The 18747-nt window shown below is 50.0% G+C and carries 23 protein-coding genes; 1 reads left to right on the forward strand and 22 read right to left on the reverse strand.

Annotated features, from left to right (window positions below):
• Positions 1–113: 113 nt before the first annotated feature.
• The 11 genes from panD to ET464_RS06755 all read right to left on the reverse strand — a co-directional run bounded on the left by panD (position 114) and on the right by ET464_RS06755 (position 9036).
• Positions 114–497, reverse strand: coding sequence for an aspartate 1-decarboxylase (panD, locus tag ET464_RS06705; RefSeq protein ID WP_129439395.1), 384 nt, complete (start codon positions 495–497; stop codon positions 114–116).
• A 5-nt stretch (positions 498–502) separates the two neighbouring features.
• Positions 503–1378, reverse strand: a complete 876-nt coding sequence (panC, locus tag ET464_RS06710) for a pantoate--beta-alanine ligase (protein ID WP_129439397.1) — start codon at positions 1376–1378, stop codon at positions 503–505.
• Positions 1353–2276, reverse strand: a complete 924-nt coding sequence (gene panB, locus ET464_RS06715) for a 3-methyl-2-oxobutanoate hydroxymethyltransferase (RefSeq protein ID WP_208543930.1) — start codon at positions 2274–2276, stop codon at positions 1353–1355. The genes panC and panB overlap by 26 nt, the downstream gene beginning before the upstream one ends.
• Positions 2277–2597: 321 nt before the next feature.
• The gene (locus tag ET464_RS06720; RefSeq protein WP_129439401.1) at positions 2598–3575 is read right to left on the reverse strand and encodes a biotin--[acetyl-CoA-carboxylase] ligase; all 978 of its coding nucleotides are present in this window, start codon (positions 3573–3575) and stop codon (positions 2598–2600) included.
• 6 nt (positions 3576–3581) lie between these two features.
• The gene (locus ET464_RS06725; RefSeq protein WP_129439403.1) at positions 3582–4877 is read right to left on the reverse strand and encodes a CCA tRNA nucleotidyltransferase; all 1296 of its coding nucleotides are present in this window, start codon (positions 4875–4877) and stop codon (positions 3582–3584) included.
• Positions 4878–4918: 41 nt separating this feature from the next.
• Positions 4919–6082: an N-acetyl-alpha-D-glucosaminyl L-malate synthase BshA gene (bshA, locus tag ET464_RS06730; protein ID WP_129439405.1), complete on the reverse strand. Its 1164-nt coding sequence runs from the start codon at positions 6080–6082 to the stop codon at positions 4919–4921.
• 87 nt (positions 6083–6169) lie between these two features.
• Entirely contained in the window at positions 6170–6856 is a 687-nt protein-coding gene (bshB1, locus tag ET464_RS06735; RefSeq protein WP_129439407.1) for a bacillithiol biosynthesis deacetylase BshB1, read from the reverse strand.
• A complete protein-coding gene (gene mgsA / locus ET464_RS06740; protein WP_129439409.1) occupies positions 6856–7281 on the reverse strand; it encodes a methylglyoxal synthase in 426 nt (141 codons plus the stop codon). The genes bshB1 and mgsA overlap by 1 nt, the downstream gene beginning before the upstream one ends.
• A gap of 15 nt (positions 7282–7296) precedes the next feature.
• The gene (gene dapB / locus ET464_RS06745; protein ID WP_129439411.1) at positions 7297–8100 is read right to left on the reverse strand and encodes a 4-hydroxy-tetrahydrodipicolinate reductase; all 804 of its coding nucleotides are present in this window, start codon (positions 8098–8100) and stop codon (positions 7297–7299) included.
• Between the two features lie 6 nt (positions 8101–8106).
• Positions 8107–8646 (reverse strand): tetratricopeptide repeat protein, encoded by a 540-nt coding sequence (locus tag ET464_RS06750; RefSeq protein ID WP_165279933.1) that lies wholly within the window; start codon positions 8644–8646, stop codon positions 8107–8109.
• Positions 8647–8700: 54 nt separating this feature from the next.
• Entirely contained in the window at positions 8701–9036 is a 336-nt protein-coding gene (locus tag ET464_RS06755; RefSeq protein WP_129444161.1) for a nucleotide pyrophosphohydrolase, read from the reverse strand.
• 295 nt (positions 9037–9331) lie between these two features.
• Between ET464_RS06755 and ET464_RS06760 the strand changes: the two genes are divergently transcribed.
• Positions 9332–10198, forward strand: a complete 867-nt coding sequence (locus ET464_RS06760) for a YitT family protein (RefSeq protein WP_129439415.1) — start codon at positions 9332–9334, stop codon at positions 10196–10198.
• A 3-nt stretch (positions 10199–10201) separates the two neighbouring features.
• Here ET464_RS06760 and ET464_RS06765 read toward each other — a convergent pair whose 3' ends face one another.
• From ET464_RS06765 to ET464_RS06815, 11 genes are all read right to left on the reverse strand, one after another.
• Entirely contained in the window at positions 10202–11056 is an 855-nt protein-coding gene (locus tag ET464_RS06765; RefSeq protein ID WP_165279934.1) for a sporulation protein YpjB, read from the reverse strand.
• Positions 11057–11134: 78 nt separating this feature from the next.
• On the reverse strand, positions 11135–11788 hold the full coding sequence (locus ET464_RS06770) for a DUF1405 domain-containing protein (RefSeq protein ID WP_425271747.1): 654 nt from the start codon (positions 11786–11788) through the stop codon (positions 11135–11137).
• 150 nt (positions 11789–11938) lie between these two features.
• A complete protein-coding gene (locus ET464_RS06775; RefSeq protein ID WP_129439421.1) occupies positions 11939–12820 on the reverse strand; it encodes a menaquinol-cytochrome c reductase cytochrome b/c subunit in 882 nt (293 codons plus the stop codon).
• 18 nt (positions 12821–12838) lie between these two features.
• Entirely contained in the window at positions 12839–13510 is a 672-nt protein-coding gene (qcrB, locus tag ET464_RS06780) for a menaquinol-cytochrome c reductase cytochrome b subunit (protein ID WP_129439423.1), read from the reverse strand.
• A 19-nt stretch (positions 13511–13529) separates the two neighbouring features.
• Positions 13530–14057, reverse strand: a complete 528-nt coding sequence (locus ET464_RS06785; RefSeq protein WP_129439425.1) for a Rieske (2Fe-2S) protein — start codon at positions 14055–14057, stop codon at positions 13530–13532.
• A gap of 234 nt (positions 14058–14291) precedes the next feature.
• Positions 14292–14720, reverse strand: a complete 429-nt coding sequence (locus ET464_RS06790; RefSeq protein WP_129439427.1) for a DUF2487 family protein — start codon at positions 14718–14720, stop codon at positions 14292–14294.
• A gap of 241 nt (positions 14721–14961) precedes the next feature.
• The gene (locus ET464_RS06795; protein ID WP_129439429.1) at positions 14962–15144 is read right to left on the reverse strand and encodes an IDEAL domain-containing protein; all 183 of its coding nucleotides are present in this window, start codon (positions 15142–15144) and stop codon (positions 14962–14964) included.
• Positions 15145–15308: 164 nt separating this feature from the next.
• On the reverse strand, positions 15309–16490 hold the full coding sequence (locus ET464_RS06800; RefSeq protein WP_129439431.1) for a hypothetical protein: 1182 nt from the start codon (positions 16488–16490) through the stop codon (positions 15309–15311).
• A gap of 172 nt (positions 16491–16662) precedes the next feature.
• Complete coding sequence (locus tag ET464_RS06805) at positions 16663–17232, reverse strand: histidine phosphatase family protein (protein ID WP_129439434.1); 570 nt, start codon at positions 17230–17232, stop codon at positions 16663–16665.
• A 17-nt stretch (positions 17233–17249) separates the two neighbouring features.
• Positions 17250–17864 carry an anti-sigma factor family protein gene (locus tag ET464_RS06810; protein ID WP_129439436.1) on the reverse strand — a complete coding sequence of 205 codons (615 nt, stop codon included), beginning with the start codon at positions 17862–17864 and terminating at the stop codon, positions 17250–17252.
• On the reverse strand, positions 17861–18454 hold the full coding sequence (locus ET464_RS06815) for an RNA polymerase sigma factor (RefSeq protein WP_129439438.1): 594 nt from the start codon (positions 18452–18454) through the stop codon (positions 17861–17863). Before ET464_RS06815 ends, ET464_RS06810 begins: the two co-directional genes overlap by 4 nt.
• Positions 18455–18747 lie beyond the last annotated feature (293 nt).

Consider the following 18747-nt stretch of genomic DNA (forward strand, 5'->3'; position numbering starts at 1 on the left):
CGCCTTCGCCAAAGATTGAGGATTGTTTATGCTCATTCTTTGTTTCGGCCCGGGATTTCATACTTCCAGCCAGCCGTTACATAACGGCGGATAGTTTAAGCTTTGTACCCTTCTTACAGAATAGTGGCATGGATTTCTTCCGTCAAGTTTTGCAGCGGACGGTTGTTTTTATCCAATATCGTAATGACGGGTTTATGCGTTTGCGCTTCTTCGTTCGACATGACTGCATATGAAATAATAATGACTGTATCTCCAGGCTGCACCAATCTTGCTGCCGCTCCGTTCAAACAAATGACACCCGATCCTCTTTCTCCCGTTATGACATAGGTTTCCAGACGGGCGCCATTGTTGTTGTTAACGACTTGAACTTTTTCGTTTTCAAGCAAATCGGCTGCATCCATCAAATCTTCGTCGATCGTAATGCTGCCGACATAATTCAAATTGGCTTCCGTTACCGTCGCCCGATGCAGCTTCGATTTCATCATCGTTCTATACATGTGTATTAACCTCCAAAAGTAAGCAAGGTATTGTCAATCAACCTTGTTGTGCCGAATTTGACTGCAAGCGCCAATATAAGCGGCGAAGAGCCGGATATCGGGTCATTTGCCGGCACTTGCTCCAAACGCGGATACGTAAGCAGCTCCACATAATCTATTTCCGCTTGCGGAACAGATGTAATGTGATTTTGTACACGCTGCAACAATTCGTTTGGCGTTAATTTACCCTCATCGAGCCACTTTTTGGCCAGCTCAAGCGACTGCGACAATACAACCGCCTGCTGCCTTTGCTCCGCCGATAAATAAACGTTGCGCGAGCTTAATGCCAGGCCGTCCGGCTCCCGGACAATCGGGCAAGGAACAATTTCCACCGGGAAGTTTAAATCGTCAACCATTTGCTGTACGACCGCAACCTGCTGAGCGTCTTTCATCCCGAAATAAGACCGGTCCGGCTGAACCAGATGAAACAGTTTCCCGACAACCAGCCCAACGCCGTCGAAATGGCCGGGGCGCGAGGCCCCGCATAAACGTTCTGTCACTTGGCTGACCGTCACTTTGGTCAACGGCCGGTTCGGATACATTTCCTCCACTGAAGGCAGGAATACGGCATGCACGCCGGATGCTTCCGCCAAAGCCAAATCTCTTTCCTCATTGCGCGGATATTTATCCAAATCTTCGTTTGGCCCGAATTGCATCGGATTAACAAAAATGCTGAGTACGGTAAAGCGGTTTTCCTTGGTTGAGCGGCGCAGCAGGCTTGCATGCCCTTCGTGCAAATAGCCCATTGTCGGGACAAAACCGATCGTCTCGCCTTCTGTCAGTTCACGTTTAAATTTGCTGACAGCAGCTTTCAGCTCAGGAATGGTTCTGCACAAAATCACGTGTAGCTGCCTCCTCTTTTTTCGTTCCGGATTGATCGGCAGCATCCGCAGCCGAAACCGAACCGCCATACAAGCTGCCAACCGTATCCGTGCCGGATGTAACGGCTCCGAATACATTTTCCTCGGCAGGGAATGTTTCATTTTTCACATCGCTTACATAACTGCTGATCGCGTCACGAATCGTTGTGCCGATGTCTGCGTACGTTTTGACAAATTTTTTATCATAATAAGGCGATGAATATTTCAATATATCGTGGAAAACAAGCACCTGGCCGTCACATTCGCGTCCAGCTCCGATACCGATAACCGGAATGGACAATTCTTTTGTAATGGCTGCGGATATCGGTTCCGTAACCAGTTCCACCACAACTGCAAACGCTCCGGCTTCTTCGAGCGCTTTCGCGTCCTCAATCAGCTTTTGCGCTTCTTTTTGGATTTTATAACCGCTGAGCTGATGAACCGATTGCGGCGTTAAGCCGATGTGGCCCATTACCGGAATGCCGGCCCGCACAAGCGCCGATACTTCAGCCGCGATATCTTTGCCGCCTTCCAGCTTGAGCGCCTGCGCCCCGCCTTCCTGCATCAGCCGGGCAGCATTGCGAAGCGTAGTCTCACGGCCGATACCGTATGTCATAAACGGCATGTCGGTGACGATAAACGTGTCTTTCGCCGCTCTGGCTACGGCACGCGTATGGTATATCATGTCCTCGAGCGTTACCGGAATTGTCGTGTCATACCCGAGCACAACATTGCCCAAAGAGTCGCCCACCAAAATCAGGTCAATTCCCGCTTCTTCAGCCAGCTTGGCGGACGGGTAATCGTAAGCCGTCAACATCGAAATCCGTTTGTGCTCCTGCTTCATCTTCTTCAACCCAGCTATCGTTAGACGTTTCCTCATCATGCTTCATCCCCTTCGTTTGTTTAGGATAAACACAAAAAAACCTTTTAGCCGCCGCTAAAAAGGTTCCGGTCTGAAAGGAAACGTGTGCGTTTGTAAATCATAAGGCAGGAAAAATATTCCACCTTATTTCGACGCGAATCGCGTGCCGCATCCATATGCGCACACGTGGCGTGTTCCTCTGTCTCGGTCCCTACGGCTCAGAGCAGAAATATAAGGTTCATTTACCCTCTATTGCTTACAACCAGCTCCAGTGCAGCTCCATTTCGGATACCGCCTGTTTTCCTATCATAGCAGAAACCTTCCGCGGCGTAAACGGATTCACGCGGAAGGTTCGCCCATATCGGCAGAAAATACAACAGCGCGCGTGCCGTCGGATTGTTCCACAATAATTGCGCCGCTGCTGTGAAGGCCTACCGGTACCCCTTCCACCACGCCTTGCGGTGTAATTAATACAGCCGGACGATGAAGCGAAACCGACAACGCTTCCCAAAGCGCCGCAATTTTCTCGAAGCCTTCCCGTTGATAAAGCCAATAAAGCTGTTCCCATTCCTCCATAAAATCGGCAATAATGGCCGTCCGGTCATATACCGTGCCCGATTGTATCCGGAGTGAGGTCGCTTTAGCCAGCATCTCTTCCGGATAATCTCCGGTTTCCAAATTCGCGCTTATGCCGATGCCGGCGATAACATACCGCAGCCGTTCATCCTCCGCTGCTGACTCAAGCAGTATACCGCTAATTTTTTTGCCGTTAATTTGCAAATCATTTGGCCACTTGATGCCGATCTGCAGCCCTGTTACGCGCGTCAAGCTTCTGCATAAAGCTACCGCTGTAACAAGGGTCAATTGGGGAGCAAAATGAATCGGCACCTGCGGTCGAAGCACCATGCTCATCCAAATGCCTTTGCCGGAAGGAGATACCCATTCTCTCCCCATCCGGCCACGGCCTTTCACCTGCTGCTCGGCAATGACAAGCGTGCCTTCCGGAGCATCTTCTTCCGCCAACGCGCGCGCAATTTCCTGTGTGGAATCCACTTCATCCAGTAGCGTAACGGAGCGGCCGAAGCTCCGCGCCTTATTCCGCTCCGCAAGCTCTTCTTCCGATAAACGGTCAGGCTTGTACACCAGCTTGTAGCCAAGCTTTCGCGACGCTTCGAACTGGTATCCTAATAGCTCCAGCTTGCGGATTTGCTTCCAGACGGCTGTCCGGCTTACATGCAATTCCTGGCTGATGGCTTCGCCGGATACGAACTGGCCGTCCCGCTCTTCAAACAGCTCCAGCAGTTTATGGTTGTCCATCGTTATTTAACCTTCCTCTGCATTCCATATTTCAGCGCGCTCCAGCAGCCGCTGCCGATTGTTGGCCAGTTGTCCGCAAGCCACCTCGTATAGCAAACGCTCCAGCCACTGACCCGTCCACGGGCCGGGCTTGCGATCCATCCGCTCGGACAGCTGCCTGCCGTTAATGTCTAATTGTTTCACGCTAAAGACAGGCATCTCGTTCAGCCATTGTTTGAAACGGCTGGCAGCCGCTCTCTCAACGCTTATGGCGCCTGCCTCATTCATGGAGAGCCAGCAGGATGCGGTTGCTTCACCGTATCGGAGCACGATGCCGATCCAGCTTTCACGCAGCTTAGCAGGTTCACGCGCCGTTCCGAGCAAGCGAAGCGCCTCCTGGTGAACAGCCAGCACCCCCGCGGCATGCGTGTGGCGGCTGCCTGAGAAACGAAGCGTCTTCATCGCAGCCGCTGCTTCTTCAAGCGTCAACCCCATATGAATGAGCAAAGCAGCCCAGCGGTCATCCAATTCCGCCAGCCTGTCCACTGCTTCTATTGCTTCCGCATGCCGGCCTAATCTATCGGGATGCGCTGCGGCGGCATCCAGCACTGCGACTACGGCCGCCGGCAGCGGTTCTTTCACATGATGGAGCAGCCCGCTGCGGGCAAGCAGCCAAAAAGCAATAGCCGGCGATGAGCCGGCTATCATTTTGTCGAGCTCCATCCGTACCCGCTCCATCGCAATATGCTTCAGCAATTCACGTTGCTTCAGCAGCGCTTTCCACGTGCCAAACGTAGGCCTGAAACGGAATTCCGCCGTAAAGCGGATCATGCGCAGCATGCGAAGCGCGTCCTCTTCATAACGCGTCTCCGCGTGCCCGACACAACGGACAATTCCGTTCTTCAGATCATCCATGCCGCCAAACGGGTCCACCACCGTACCATCCGACCGCAAGGCGATAGCGTTAAACGTCAAGTCTCTCCGGAGCAAGTCCCCTTCCAGGCTCGAAATAAACGTAACCGATTCGGGCTTGCGGTGTTTGGCGTATACGGACTCTTCCCGGAATGTCGTAACTTCATAAGCCATCTCGCCGTGCAGCACGGTAACCGTCCCATGCTGGATGCCGGTCGGGACGGTACGCTCGAACAGTTCCATCACCTGCTCCGGCTTGGCCGATGAGGCGATGTCGACATCCGTGATCGCACGTCCAAGCAGCGTATCTCTAACACAGCCGCCAACAAATACAGCTTCGTAGCCGCCCGCAGCAAGCCGGTCCATTACGGGCAGCGCTGCGGACATTTGTTCAGGCAATGCGATTCGCATACCATTCCCCTTCTCTGCCAGCCGCTGCCAAACCTACAGGCTTATTCAGCGCAAGTGGCAAGCGGCATATCCGCTTCAATACCAAGCACCCGGTAATAGATGCTTTCGTATTGGCTTGTAATCGTATCATTGCAAAATTCAGTCCGCGCACGATGAATACATGCCTGCTTCATTTTGTCATGGAGCGCATCATCGGTAAGCAGCTTCTCCGCATAAAGAGCCATGCCGTCTACATCGCCGATCGGGCTTAAAAAGCCGGTTTCGCCATGCGTCACAAGCTCCGGAATGCCGCCTGCGTTAGAACCAATCGTCGGCACGCCGCATGCCATCGCTTCAAGCGAAACAAGGCCGAAGCTTTCCTTTTCCGAAGGAAGCAGCACCACATCCGCAAGCGAAATCACTTGTGCGACATCCTCCTGCTTGCCTAAGAAATGCACCTTATCTTCCAGTCCCATGGAGCGGATTTTACATTGTATTTTGGTCAGTTCCGGTCCTTCGCCGACAAGTAGCAGTTTTGACGGCAGCCGCTCCGACACTTTCGCGAAAATATCAATGACGTCCCCTACCCGCTTCACAGGGCGGAAGTTGGAAATATGCATCAAAATTTTCTCGTGCGGAGCCGCATAGTCGCCGCGCAAAGCCGCAACGTCGCGCGGGTAATAAACCCGTTTATCGACAAAGTTATACGTCAAGTCGATTGGCGCCGTAATGTCCAGCAGCTGTCTCGTTTCTTTAATCAAGTCGCCGGAAACCGCCGTTACCGCATCGCTTTCATTAATCGCCAGCCTGATCAGATCTTTAAGCGATTCGTCCTGCGCAAGCACCGTAATATCTGTGCCGTGCAGCGTCGTTACTGTCTTCAGGCCATCGCCCGCCATTTGCTTCGCAATATAGGCGCACACCGCATGCGGAACCGCATAATGGACATGCAGCAAATCAAGCTCCTGCATTTTGGCGACCTGCGCCATTTTGCTGGCTAGCGACAGATCATAAGGCGGATAACGGAACACATAATAGTCGTTCACTTCCACTTCATGAAAAAAAATGTTTTTATGGAAATGTCCAAGCCGGAACGGAATGCTATGTGTAATAAAATGAATTTCATGTCCGCGCTCAGCCAGCAGTTTGCCTAATTCTGTAGCCACAACGCCGGATCCTCCCAAGGTCGGATAACAGGTTATTCCGATCTTCAGCTTCTTGGCCATCTGTTCAGCCCCTTTCAGTCAGCAATCCCTTACGTCTAAATCTATTCAAGAAATGGCTGTACACATTTGTGAATGTTCTGATTGTTATTATGATAGAAAAAATGAAACCGGATGCGGGCGTTTCACCGCAAATCCTTCTGCAAAACCGGTGCCATAGGTTTGACCCAGCAGCATATCCCTTGCTTCTACCCGTTGAATATAGCGGTCCGTAAGCGGAGTCGCTACGCTGCCTTCGCCTAATGAGAACTGTGAACGGTATGCAAGCAAAGACTGCCGCTTCGTTTCCATCTGTTCGGAAATATCCACAACAAGCGAAACGTCCTTCGCATCGTTGATGTAGTAATAAATCAGCTGTTCTACGGTAACAGGCGGCAGCTCCGGCATATAACGGCGCAGCTTTGCGTTAAACACCGCTTCTTCCACAAGCTTGCTGCAAGCTACATGGTCAGGATGCCGGTCCTCCCAATAAGGCGCAAATACAATACGGGGCCGATGCCTCCTAATTTCGGCAACAATCGCATCGATATGCTCGCGGCTGTAAACAAGTCCCCGGTCCGGAAGCTGTAGATTCGTTCGTGCATATAGACCGAGCACCGCAGCGGCTGAGGCAGCTTCCTGCTGCCTCAGCTCTACGGTGCCGTTTGATGACATCTCTGCTTGAGTCAAATCACAAACGCCTACGCGCAAACCTTTTGCCGTATGCTTCGCGATTGTACCGGCCATTCCGATCTCGGCATCATCCGCATGGGCTCCAAATACTAATATGTCAAGCATTAGGAAGGTTCTCCCGGTTTGTATTTATGTACAAGCTCCCGCCATCCGAAATCGCCGCGTTCCAGCGATTTGACCAGCAACTCGGCAGTTGCCACATTGGTTGCGACAGGGATTCCCTGTACATCGCATAACCGGAGCAGCGCCGTAATATCCGGCTCATGCGGCTGCGCCATCAGCGGATCGCGCAGAAAGATGATCAAATCCATCTCATTTTGCGCAACTAACGCGCCAATTTGCTGGTCGCCGCCAAGCGGGCCGGACATAAAGCGATGAATGTTCAAGCTCGTTCTTTCCATAATTCGAAGGCCGGTTGTACCGGTCGAATAAAGTGTATGCGGCACAAAGACATGCTCGTATGCCGTCACAAAATTTACCATCTCATCTTTTTTGCGGTCATGCGCGATAAAAGCAATTTTCAACCCCATCGATGATTCCCCCTGTTAGTCCATCAGATGCTCAAAGCCATAAATTAAGCCGGCGTATGTCATCACTTTTTTGACAGCAAGATTGACACCCGGCATATAACCTGCCCGTTCATACGAATCGTGGCGGATTTTAAGCGTTTGGCCGTATCCGCCGAAAATAACTTCCTGCTGGGCGAACACGCCCGGCAAACGAACGCTATGTATACGGAAACCGTTATAGTAACCTCCGCGCGCCCCTTCAATCGTTTCTTCCTCGTTCGGATTGCCTTGGCGCAGCTCCTGTCTCACTTGCGAAATCAGCTCGGCGGTTTTGATCGAAGTGCCGGAAGGCGCATCCAGCTTCTGATCGCCGTGATATTCGATAATTTCTACATGAGGCATATATTTGGACGCTTCCGCCGCAAATTTCATCATTAGAATAGCGCCGATCGAGAAATTCGGAGCGATAAGCCCGCCAATCCCTTTTTCCTTACACAGCTTGTCCAGCTGTTCAATTTGCTCCGGCGTCAGCCCGGTTGTCCCGATAATCGGGCGCACGCCGTATCGGATAGCCGTGCTGGTGTTATGATAAGCGGCCGCGGGAACCGTGAAGTCAACCATAACATCTGCGCCCGAGTGTTCCAGCGCTTCCTCGATAGTTGCGCTGACGGTGACGCCAGTATTCGGCTTGCCAACCAAGGCGCCGGCGTCAATGGCTCCTGCTGAAGGAGAAACAGCAGCAACCAGCTGCAGCGCTTCATCCTCCAGCACCATTTTGACAACTTCGCGCCCCATCCGGCCGGCAGCGCCAATAACCGCTACTTTAATTGTGGAAGACATCTACCATCACCTTTTCCCTTTTCCAAGTTGTTCATTCTTCGCCTGCTGCCGCAGCTTCCGCTTCAAATCCGCAAACAGCCTGCGAGCCGCGGAGTGCCCGTAATCGAGACGCAACGCTTCCCTCGCGCTTGCTGCCGCTTCCTCCAGCCGGCCTTGCTCCGAATAAGCTAAAGCAAGCATATACCAGGCTTCGAAGCTGATCGGATCCCGCTCCGACGCCAGCTTGAGCAGCATAACAGCCCCATCCAGATCAGGCGGCTGCTTGTTTAAGCGCTTATCCGCCTCCATAACAGAGAGCTTTGCTTCAATTGTACTCCAATAATAAAGATACTCTTCGTTATTGGGTTCAAGCTCTACCGCTCTTGCCGCATATGTTTTGGCTTTCTCCCATTTGCCGCTGCGGGCGCAGGAAACTGCGCATCTGTGGCAATAACCGGCGTTGCCCGGCTCGGCCGCGATCGCTTGCTCGAACCAATAAATCGCTTTTTCAAAATCAGCGTTCAATATATAGTCGTAAGCCTTTCGAATGCAGGCTTCCCCGTCCATGCGCCCATCCTCCTTGTACACAGGTTGATGGTACAGCATATGACGAGGCGTGTTTTACGGTTCGATGTTTTTTCTTGTCCAGCGGTTTGCATCGCGGGTATTAAATTTATGCATCACTTTATCGTGAGCTTCCGTCAAATCAATGCCCAGCGAATTCGCAAAGCAAGAGAGCAGGAACAAAATGTCGCCGAGTTCCATTTCAACGGAATTATCCGCCTCATCCGCTTTTTTTGGTTTTTCTCCGTAAAAGTGGTTAATTTCGCGAGCGAGCTCGCCGACCTCTTCACTCATGCGGGCCATGAGCGCTAGAGGACTGAAATAACCTTCCTTAAACTGGGAGATATAGTCGTCAACTTCTTTTTGTATCTCTTTAAGTGATTTATCCGCCATTAAAAGTAGGTCCCTTTCCTCTATGTAATGGAGAGTAACTGAAGCGCAAACCCGAATTGTCTCTATAACGCAACGTGTTTGTCGCGTTAGCGCAAATCCTGTTTGTCGCGTTAGCGCAAATCGTGTTTGTCGCAAAGTGTAAACTCCTGTTTATTGTTGTTCACAGCGTATTCATTCATATGTTATCGCAAAGGCGCTTTGAAAACAATGTTTTTTCCCAAAGCTGGATACGCTATAGAATAAGGCCCGATTGTGGCAAAGGGACTATTCAATCTATCCATAAGGAGATCAGCCCATGGCATCTTCCATTGTAAAACAAGCCCGCAGTTTGCTTCCGATCCTGCTGGGCACATGCATATACGCTTTCGGGCTCCATTATTTTGTTCTCCCAAACCAACTGATGGAGGGCGGCGTAACTGGCATTACAATATTGCTTCATTATGCGTTTGGCTGGCCCCTGTCGATTACGACGCTGCTGCTGAACATTCCGCTTTTTGTCGTCGGCTGGAAAATGCTCGGCCGGCAGGATATGGCGTACACACTCGTTGGCACGATCTCGTTGTCCTTTTTTTTATGGATAATGGAGCGAATGATCGGAAAAGGCTGGATTACCACCTTTCACACAACCCAGGATTATATTCTTGCTTCTTTATATGCGGGCGTGTCTCTGGGCTCAGGGCTTGGCATCGTATTCCGTTTTGGCGGCACGACTGGCGGGGTCGATATTATTGCGCGAATTGTTTCCAGATGGAAAGGGATAAGCATGGGGCAGTTTATTTTGGCGATGGACGGCATCATTATCGGGCTGGCCCTGTTTTTTATTCCGATTGAAAAAGTGCTGTATACGCTAGTTACCGTCTTTATCGCATCGAAGCTGATCGACTTCATTCAAGAGGGGGCTTATTCGGCCAAAGCGTTTACAGTTATTACGAATGCAGGACGGGAAATAGCCGCCAAAGTGACCGAGGATATGGAACGGGGCGTAACGCTGCTGCCGGCAAAAGGAGCTTTCTCCGGCAATGAAAAGGAGATCGTCTACTGCGTCATTCAAAGGCAGGAAATCCGCCGAATGAAATCGATTATACGCAGTATCGATCCCCGTGCTTTTATTGTCATAAGCGAAGTGCATGATGTGCTGGGCGAAGGTTTCTCCGAAACATAACGGTCAGCGAAACGGCTTGATACCGTAAGGCTGCTGCTTATATTTGCGGTAACCGGCAAACGCAAGCACTCCCATAATAAAAGCGCCCAGCAGCAAAATCCAGCTGATCGGATTGCCGGTGTGAAGCGGTGCAATAGCAGGGAGCGGCTCCGCGGCTGCCGTTCCTTCGAACAAGCCCGTTAAGGAGACGGACAGCTCGTCAATGGAACGCCCTATCCATTCCGGCGACGCATGGTTGCCTATTCCGGCATCCAGCAATGTTGTCGTGTAAGCAAGACGCCGCTTTAGATCAGCAATTTTTTCCGGATCCTGCTGCAAGCTCGCCGCCGCTTCAATTCGATCTAAATGCACCGCAAACGAATCTATAGCGCCTCTTGCCGACAAGGCACCGGCGCCGTCATTGCGGCTCCAGGCTTTTTTGACGCGGTCAAGATCGTCCCGCATAACCGCTTCATACGAGTACCATAGCGGGGCTTCCGGATGGATTAGCGCGTCTCCTGCAAGCTGAATGCGGGCGGCATCTGTCAGCCAATCGGTGCTAGCGCTGTTTCCGGCAAGCGTTTTTTTAATGTCAGCCGCGCTTTGTTCAATTAGATTCCAGCCGTCGGATTGTCCCGGATGATTTGTTTTTAAGCTAACAGCCATATTTTGCAACTGCTGAATATTGATATAACCGGCTTGCCGGTTGGATTGTTTGGCTGCATCATACAAGGCGTCCGCCAGTCTGGCGAACTTGTCCGACGCTGCATCTTCAGAGGCGGTGCGGCCTGTGCCGGCTGCATGAGCCCAAACCGATGCAACAGAGCTAATAGTTAGTACAACACAAATGATTGCTGGCACAATTACTCGTTTAAACATGGACATCCCCCATAGTCACTCTATGAAGGGATGTCCTTTGTTAGACCTTTCAATCCAGGTTGTTATTTATTTTAAAGCTTACGATGCTTTTCTTCTTTCTTTAGCCATTCTCACGCCAACCGCTATCATGCCAGCTGCAAAAGCAAATACAGTAAGCCCGTATGTGTAAGCTTGCACCGCAGGGAGATCATCGTAAAGCTGCTCGGCCAGCCATGGGAACACGCCGTATGTATAGTCTACCGTATCGTTAATAAACAGCCACGCTGTTCCGATCGTAACCGCATAAGCTCCCGCCTTCATAAACCGCGCATACAGAAGCACTTCAATCGCCATAGCCAAATGCGAAACACACAGCATGTACTGCTGCCATTCAACTTCTGCGCCTTGCCATGCACCTGCTACAATCATCGAGACGGCCCATACGCCGTATTTGACCGAACAAACGATAGCTAGTCCTTCTATCAGCTTTCGTATTGCCAGAGCAAGCGGGCTGACCGCAGCGGAAGGATAGAGCAAATAAATAAGCGATAACGTAAAAAACAAACTTGCTGTCGGGCTGTCAGGAACAAATACAAGCTGCCAAAGCGGATTTTCTTCCAAAGTAAATTCGAGCTGATTGCCGTACCAAATATAGCCGTATATCGTACCCCCTAAATTCACTAACAATAACAGCCATAAAAAACCCCGGTTCAACAAAAAGTGGCGGCTCCAAAAATATGAGATTGGTGGCAAAATCCTCTTCTCCTTCGATAAGTTCTCTTCTTCAGTACATACGAATTCAGCCCGCTTGTCAAGCTGATGCCCGGCTCCGCATCGTATGAAACCTGCCAGCATCTGTGAATAAAAAGAACCTGGCCTTTGTCGGGACAGGTTCCGTTACATTTATTCAGTTGCTGCCTTTTGCTTCGACAGCCAGGTTGCAAGCTGTGCGATCTCAGCATCTGACAGTTGGCCTTTAAATGACGGCATTCCGCCTCGGCCATTCGTAATTGTCGTTGCAATCTGCTCTTGCGTCAGCCGGTCGCCAACTCCGGTCAGAGCCGGAACTACCGGAGGTGTTCCGTTCAAGTCCGTCGCATGGCAGCTGACACAGTTTGCCTTTTTCACAATTGCCATTGCCGGATCGTTCGGATCCACAATTGCTGCTTTTTTCTCTTCCGTTGTTCCTTTATTGACGCTTGGAGCAGGCTGCCCTTTCTCGGCCGCTTCTCTAGCTTTCTCTTCGCGTTCCACCGATTCCGGCCGGGTATTCGTTGCCTCCAGCTGACCTTGGTAATGGTGCCAGGATACCATCGTCAAATAAACGACAGCGATCAAGGACAGAAACATTAGCGAGGATGCTATCGGACGGCGGTAAAACCGGCGCTCTTTGCCCGTATCCAGAAACGGCGCAAGCAACAGGGAACCAAACAAGATGGCCGGCACGGCTACCGTACCTAATACAATGTATTGTTCAGATACATAAGGATATTTCAAAAACTGATACAGGAACAGGAAGTACCAGTCCGGCATCGGTATAAAAGACGCATTCGTCGGATCGGCGGGATAACCGAGAGGTGCTCCCTCAGCCATCGTCCATACAAGAAAGCCGACCAGCACTACGCAGCCAACCATCCATTCCTTCAGCAGGAAGTTTGGAATAAACGCTTCCGACTTCCCGGGGAAAGCAGTGTAGTCAGGCGGCGTCTGCAGCCCTTTGCCTTTTTTGACACGCGAATCTCCGACGTATACAACCTTCTCGTCTGATTTATGTCCATGTGCCACAGGTAATCCTCCCTTCGCTTAAAGTGGTCCCGAAATGCCTTGTCTACGAATCATCAGGAAGTGCGCAGCCAACATAGCGATTAGGGCTCCCGGAAGGAAGAACACGTGAATCGCAAAGAAGCGGGTTAAGGTTTGAGCACCGGTAATATCGCCGCCATACAGAAATGTCCCGATATATGGACCGATATACGGTACCGATTCAGCAATCTGCACGCCAACCTTGGTTGCAAAATAGGCTTTGTTATCCCAAGGAAGCAGATAACCTGTAAAACCTAGTCCAAGCATAATGAAAAAGATGAGCATGCCTACAACCCAGTTCATTTCGCGCGGCGCTTTGTAAGAGCCGGTAAAGAACACACGCAGCGTATGTAAAAACATCATCACGATAACAAGGCTCGCTCCAAAATGGTGCATGCCCCGGACAATTCCCCCGAACGCCACCTTATGTTGAAGGTAGTCAACACTTGCATATGCGTTATTAATGTCAGGCACGTAATACATGGTCAAGAACATCCCCGACAAAATTTGTATGACGGTTATAAAAAACGTCAAGCCGCCAAAGCAATATACAAACGCGGAAAAGTGATGCGCAGGATTGACGTGCTCTGGCACTTCATGGTCTGCAACATCTCTCCACAGCGGCGTAATATCGAGACGCTCGTCCACCCAGTTGTAAATTGATTTAAACATCTGAGCTACGCCCTCCTATCTAAACCCGAGTATTCGATTTAATCGAACCCAAATATACAAAGCCGTTTTCAATTTTTACTTCATATTCGTCAAGCGGTTTTGGTGCAACAGCCAAGTTCTTGCCGTCGACCGTATAACGTGCGCCGTGGCATGGGCAGTTATATTCATGTTTGCCGAGGGTGTTCCACGCGATCGTGCAGCCTAAATGTTTGCAAACAGGAGAAAGGGCAAATATACCATTATCCCCTTTAGTTATGTACGCCGACAATTGCGCATCGCTTTCATACCAGCCGTCTACTTGGTGAACCTTAAAATGAAACACTTGCGGTTCGGAAGTGATTTTCGATTCTTCCACTACTTTCACAAAAGTACTCGCACTCTTTTTTTCCAACAGCGGGTCAACCGCGAACCGGACCATGGGCAGTACAGCACCGCCTACCATAAATGCGGTTGTGCCTCCAAGCGTATATGACAAAAATTGACGCCGGGACATCTCTTTGCGCTGAACCGGTCGATGTGCGGATTCTTGATGTTCGTGGTTACTCATCTTCTGTTCTACCCCCTTTGCCAACCATATATCGTGTCTTGCCACGGGGCAATACACATGACGAACTAGGACATTTCCTATAATATCCTAGCTGACATTTAGCGTCAATATATGGAAGTATCTTTGAATACCTGTAAAAAAAGCGTTTTCTCAATTGGTCAAGATTTTGTCACAATTACACTTGTCTTCCAATTGTTATCCCCAATGACACCTTTAATTATGCAGCTGATTCCTTTAAATCGCTTCCTGATCCATGCCGGAATTCCACAACTCCCGGATCGCCTGCGATACTTCCGCAGCATCAGGCAGCTTGCCGTTATCGGCGGCGGCAATGACCAAATCGGCATGTTCCGGCACAGGCCGGGACAACGGCTTGGCGGTAATTACAATGACGAACTTAAAGCCGGCCGTTTTTAACGATCCGCACAGCTTGTTCACCAAATTGGTTATTTCCTCGCCTCCGTAATGGCATGCCGGGTAGGTCACGATTCGCCCTTTAAACGGAACTTCAACCAAATCCATAATATCCCGAAGCCGTTCCAATTCCTGGGTTGCTTCGTACGGCCGCTCTAAGCCGGTCATTCCAGTTACCGGCAGCAGGCATGTGTCCAAATAAGGCTCCAGCTCGTTCCATTTGCTTTCTTCAATCTCACTGAATTTCACCTCTGCACCTGACCTTTCTTTGCTGCGAACTGTGTCCTATATTACAATCTTTTGATGATTTTGCCAATATAGCGAAATCATTGGATAATGGTTGAATATCAAGCATGTGTGCTTGTATCTTCATACGATGAAAAAAAAGAACTTCTACAGCAGGCTGAAGGGGGCTCCCTCCTGTCTTCCGCAGAAGTTCTTTTGTTTTTATCCGTTTCCTTCGACGCTTTGGGCGTTCAAGCCTTTGACATTAATGTTTGATCTCGTTCAGCTGCTTCGTCAAACGGTAGAACGTATCCTCGTCGCCGGAGGCAAGCGCGTGATCAATGGCCAGGTAGATTTTATCGGTACGATATTTCAGAATCGCGTCATCCAGTATCATCTCGGCAGCTAATGACAGCATCGCTTCATAGGTTACTTTCATTTTATCCAATGGATACCTCCCCCTATCAACCGGCGTTTTAGACCTTCATTTGTTCCGCTTTCGAATCGCTTGTTCCATCTTATTCAACCCATGTCATGTATGTAAGTTCATCCGCCTATGCGGCTCTTCCCGCGCTTGGATGCTGATCGTCTACTCTTTCTTATTATCCGGCATTAATAGCTGATTTTCTTGGTGCTGAAGTCCGGAATAACACCCGATACAATCGCCGCGCCGGCTTTCGTCATCCGGACGACAGTCCCATACGTATCGTGCTCGCCAATTCTGACTAAACCAAGATGCACCATCATCATAATCAGCCTCTGCTCCATAATCGTCTCCGCGCTGTCATAATAATAAGGTTTGATCAGCGGAATAAGCACCTTCCGCAGAGAATCCGTTGTTACCCACTGCTCCGCCAGATGATTCATCCAATGGACTAGCGGCAGAAGATTCGGGATTGGCCCTTTATACAGTTTAAGCCAATGTTTATACAGATGAAGCAGCTCGCCGGGAGGTTTGGATGCCAATCGCTCCTCCCCGGCAGGAGTAACCGTAAGGTTCACCCCGTTTTCTTGAATATATTTGGCATGGCGGCAATAGTCATACAAGAAGCAGAGACGGCTTGGATACGTGTTAAAATGACGGCCGTAGCCAAATCGCCAAGCTCCTTTGGCAGGCAGCTCTTCGCGGATGGACATCCTCTCCAGCAGCTGGTTAATGAAACGCTTATACATAGAACCGTCTGCGGAGAGCTGTACTTCATTATGGTAAACATAATGAAGCAGGGCGTTAATATCATTTTGCAGCAGCTCCTGCTCGTCCCGGTACACCTGCGGATCGCTGGTATAAACCAGCTCCTCTGCAAATCTGCGCTTCAGCGTTTCACGGAAGCGTGTTTTCAAATCAACCGGTACTTGGAACAAATATTTGCCGGGACCGCTAAAGCCGTTAAACAGCCAGCCCTGATGCTTGAAACGGTTAATCATTTCACGCGGGCCGGACTCCGGCTGCACTTCAGCCGTTTTTTTTCGTGTCCGTTTCGTTTTGGCCTGTGGGGCGGCTTGCTCGGGCTGCTGCTGATCCGTTATCCCGAAATAGCTTTGCTGCGCTCTCGCCATCAGTTCTTCCAGGCTAAAGCTTTCTCTCGATTCAAACAGCAGCAAATTTAAAAAACGCAAATCTTCAAGCTTTAAGCCCACGACCTTGGTATCAAATACCTCTTTGCGGCTCACGGTCGAGAGAATGGATTGAATCAACTCGTTTTTGGAGTGGCCGTTGCACTCGCATTGATAAACCTCAGCAATCCGGCTCAGCTGCTTAATATCTGCGTATCCAAGCATATCCGCCAAATTCAAGGGGCACTCTCCTTTCCGCTCCGCTCCTGTTCATCCCTTTCGACTGCTGAAAGCGGCAATGTACTACCATTATGGGAAAATATGCGGATTTTATAACATCAAGCGGCTCAACTTCGTAACCTTCTTGCTGCAAAATAAAAAAGAGCTGACCGCCCGGAGAGGGCAAATCAGCTCATGCCTGCAAATGTTTGGTGCAATTATAAAGCAGCGGTTTCCAAGCTCCGCTTTCTTGTTCAAATATGGAATATGACAAATTACCTAGATGCACATCTTCTATTTGAGAACAAAGCGCCTTAAAGATTTCACTTAAAAAACTGCCGTGAGATACGATCAGAAGACGGGTGCCGGGGTTAGCCGCAGCATAGTCTTCCAAAAACGACAGCCCGCGGTTCCGCACACTTTCGTCCGGCTCCTTACCGATATTTTGCATACGCCAGTCCGCTCCCCAGCGGGCAAGACGCTCTTCTTCCGTTGTTCCTTCGACTAGCCCGTAGTGGCGTTCTCTCAGTCGGGCGTCCGGCTTCAGCAAAGGAATCCCCGTCCGGCCAGCTATAATCGCTGCCGTCTGGCAAGCCCGCTGCAAGTCGCTGGAAATAACAGCGTCCCATTCATCTGAAAGCCGCGCAGCCAGCAGCTCCGCTTGGGCAATTCCTTCATCGTTAAGCGGAATATCGGTCTGGCCTTGAATTTTGCCAAGCGCATTCCAATCTGTTTTGCCGTGGCGTACAAATCCGATAATCAATGTCCCGATTCCCCTCTTTAATTTCTCGTTCTCGATATCCAGTTCAGAACAAGCAGCGTCATAATAATGCCGAGAATTGACAGCGCCACCCAATATTGCGGGTAGGCCGGCACGACCTTCAATACAAACGGGTCGCTGACGCTTGCCATCGGAACCTCGGATATGAAATGCGCGGTAATCGGCATGCTGTCGCTGGATGCATTGGCGGTCTCGATCAATCCCGTCAGCTGTTTGACTTTCTCCGAAGAAGCGCCTGAAGAAGACGGGCTGCCGTGAAAAAGAAAATAGAGCAGCGCACTTGAAAACATCGCCATAAAACAAGCCGTTACAATGGCGATATTCCGCCGGAATGAGCGCGTAAACTGATAGCTTTTATGCGCTACGGGCCGCAGCCATGCCTGCTCTGAATAAATCCGTTCCATGACGCCTTTATTAATATGATCAACCGGACCAATGATCTCTTCTTCAAAAGAAAGGCTCTGAATCAGCTGGCCGCTTTCTTCCCATAACCGAAATTGCTCGGCACAGCTGCCGCAGTTCAGAAGATGATCATCGACTTCCCGCCGAATGTCGCTGTCCTCCGCCATATCCCAATATTCACAGAAGTTATCTTGAGCGTCCTCGCATTTCATCGCGTCTTCATCCCTTCGTATTCCTCTATCACAGCCGTTTCTCCAAAATAAGGCTCAAGCTGGCTTTTCACACTAGCTCTGGCCCGGAATAAAAGCGACTTGACAGAACTGACCGTTTGTCCCAATATATTGGCAATTTCTTGATAGTCCAGTTGGTCATATTCCCGAAGAATAAGCGCCGAGCGTTGTTTTTCCGGCAAATTGTTAATGGCGTCCCTTACCATGGCCATTCTTTCCTTGCGTAATGCCATTTGTTCCGGCGCGTGGTCGGGCGAAGCCACAGGACTTCCCGTCTCATCAAGCGATACATGGGCCATTTTCTGCTTGCGCAGCTCGCTTAACACCGTATTGCGTGCAATGGTATAAAGCCACGTCGCAAACGTAGCGTCCATTTCCCGAAAGGAATGCAAGCTTTTATATGCTTTATAAAAAGTTTCCGAACATAAGTCTTCCGCCAGCAGCTCGAGCTTGGCGCTTTTCAGCATATGATAGATAAAAGCTAATATTTTACGCTGGTAACGAGTCATCAGTTCAGAGTACAGTTCGGCGTTACCATCTTTGATTTCACGAATGAGCTCGGAATCAGTCATAGAACAGGCGAACCTCCTCCACCTGCGAATTACCCCGATCCGGCTATGTATAATTGTACCTTGCCAGAAAGGAAAAGTTGCGGTCGTTGGCCTTAATAAATGAAGATCATTTTCGTGTAGATATAAAATTCGAGCACGAGTCCTATATTCCTTCTTAAATCGACAATGGGATATAAAAATCCATATATTTACATCAATGTTCGCTCAAGTCATTTTAACATAGCAAGTGAAATGCGTACGGAATTATGAGAAAATTTTTTTGAGCAAAAAAAGAACCACCCTCACAAGAAGGT

Source organism: Paenibacillus protaetiae (assembly GCF_004135365.1).
GTDB lineage: Bacteria > Bacillota > Bacilli > Paenibacillales > Paenibacillaceae > Paenibacillus_AP > Paenibacillus_AP protaetiae.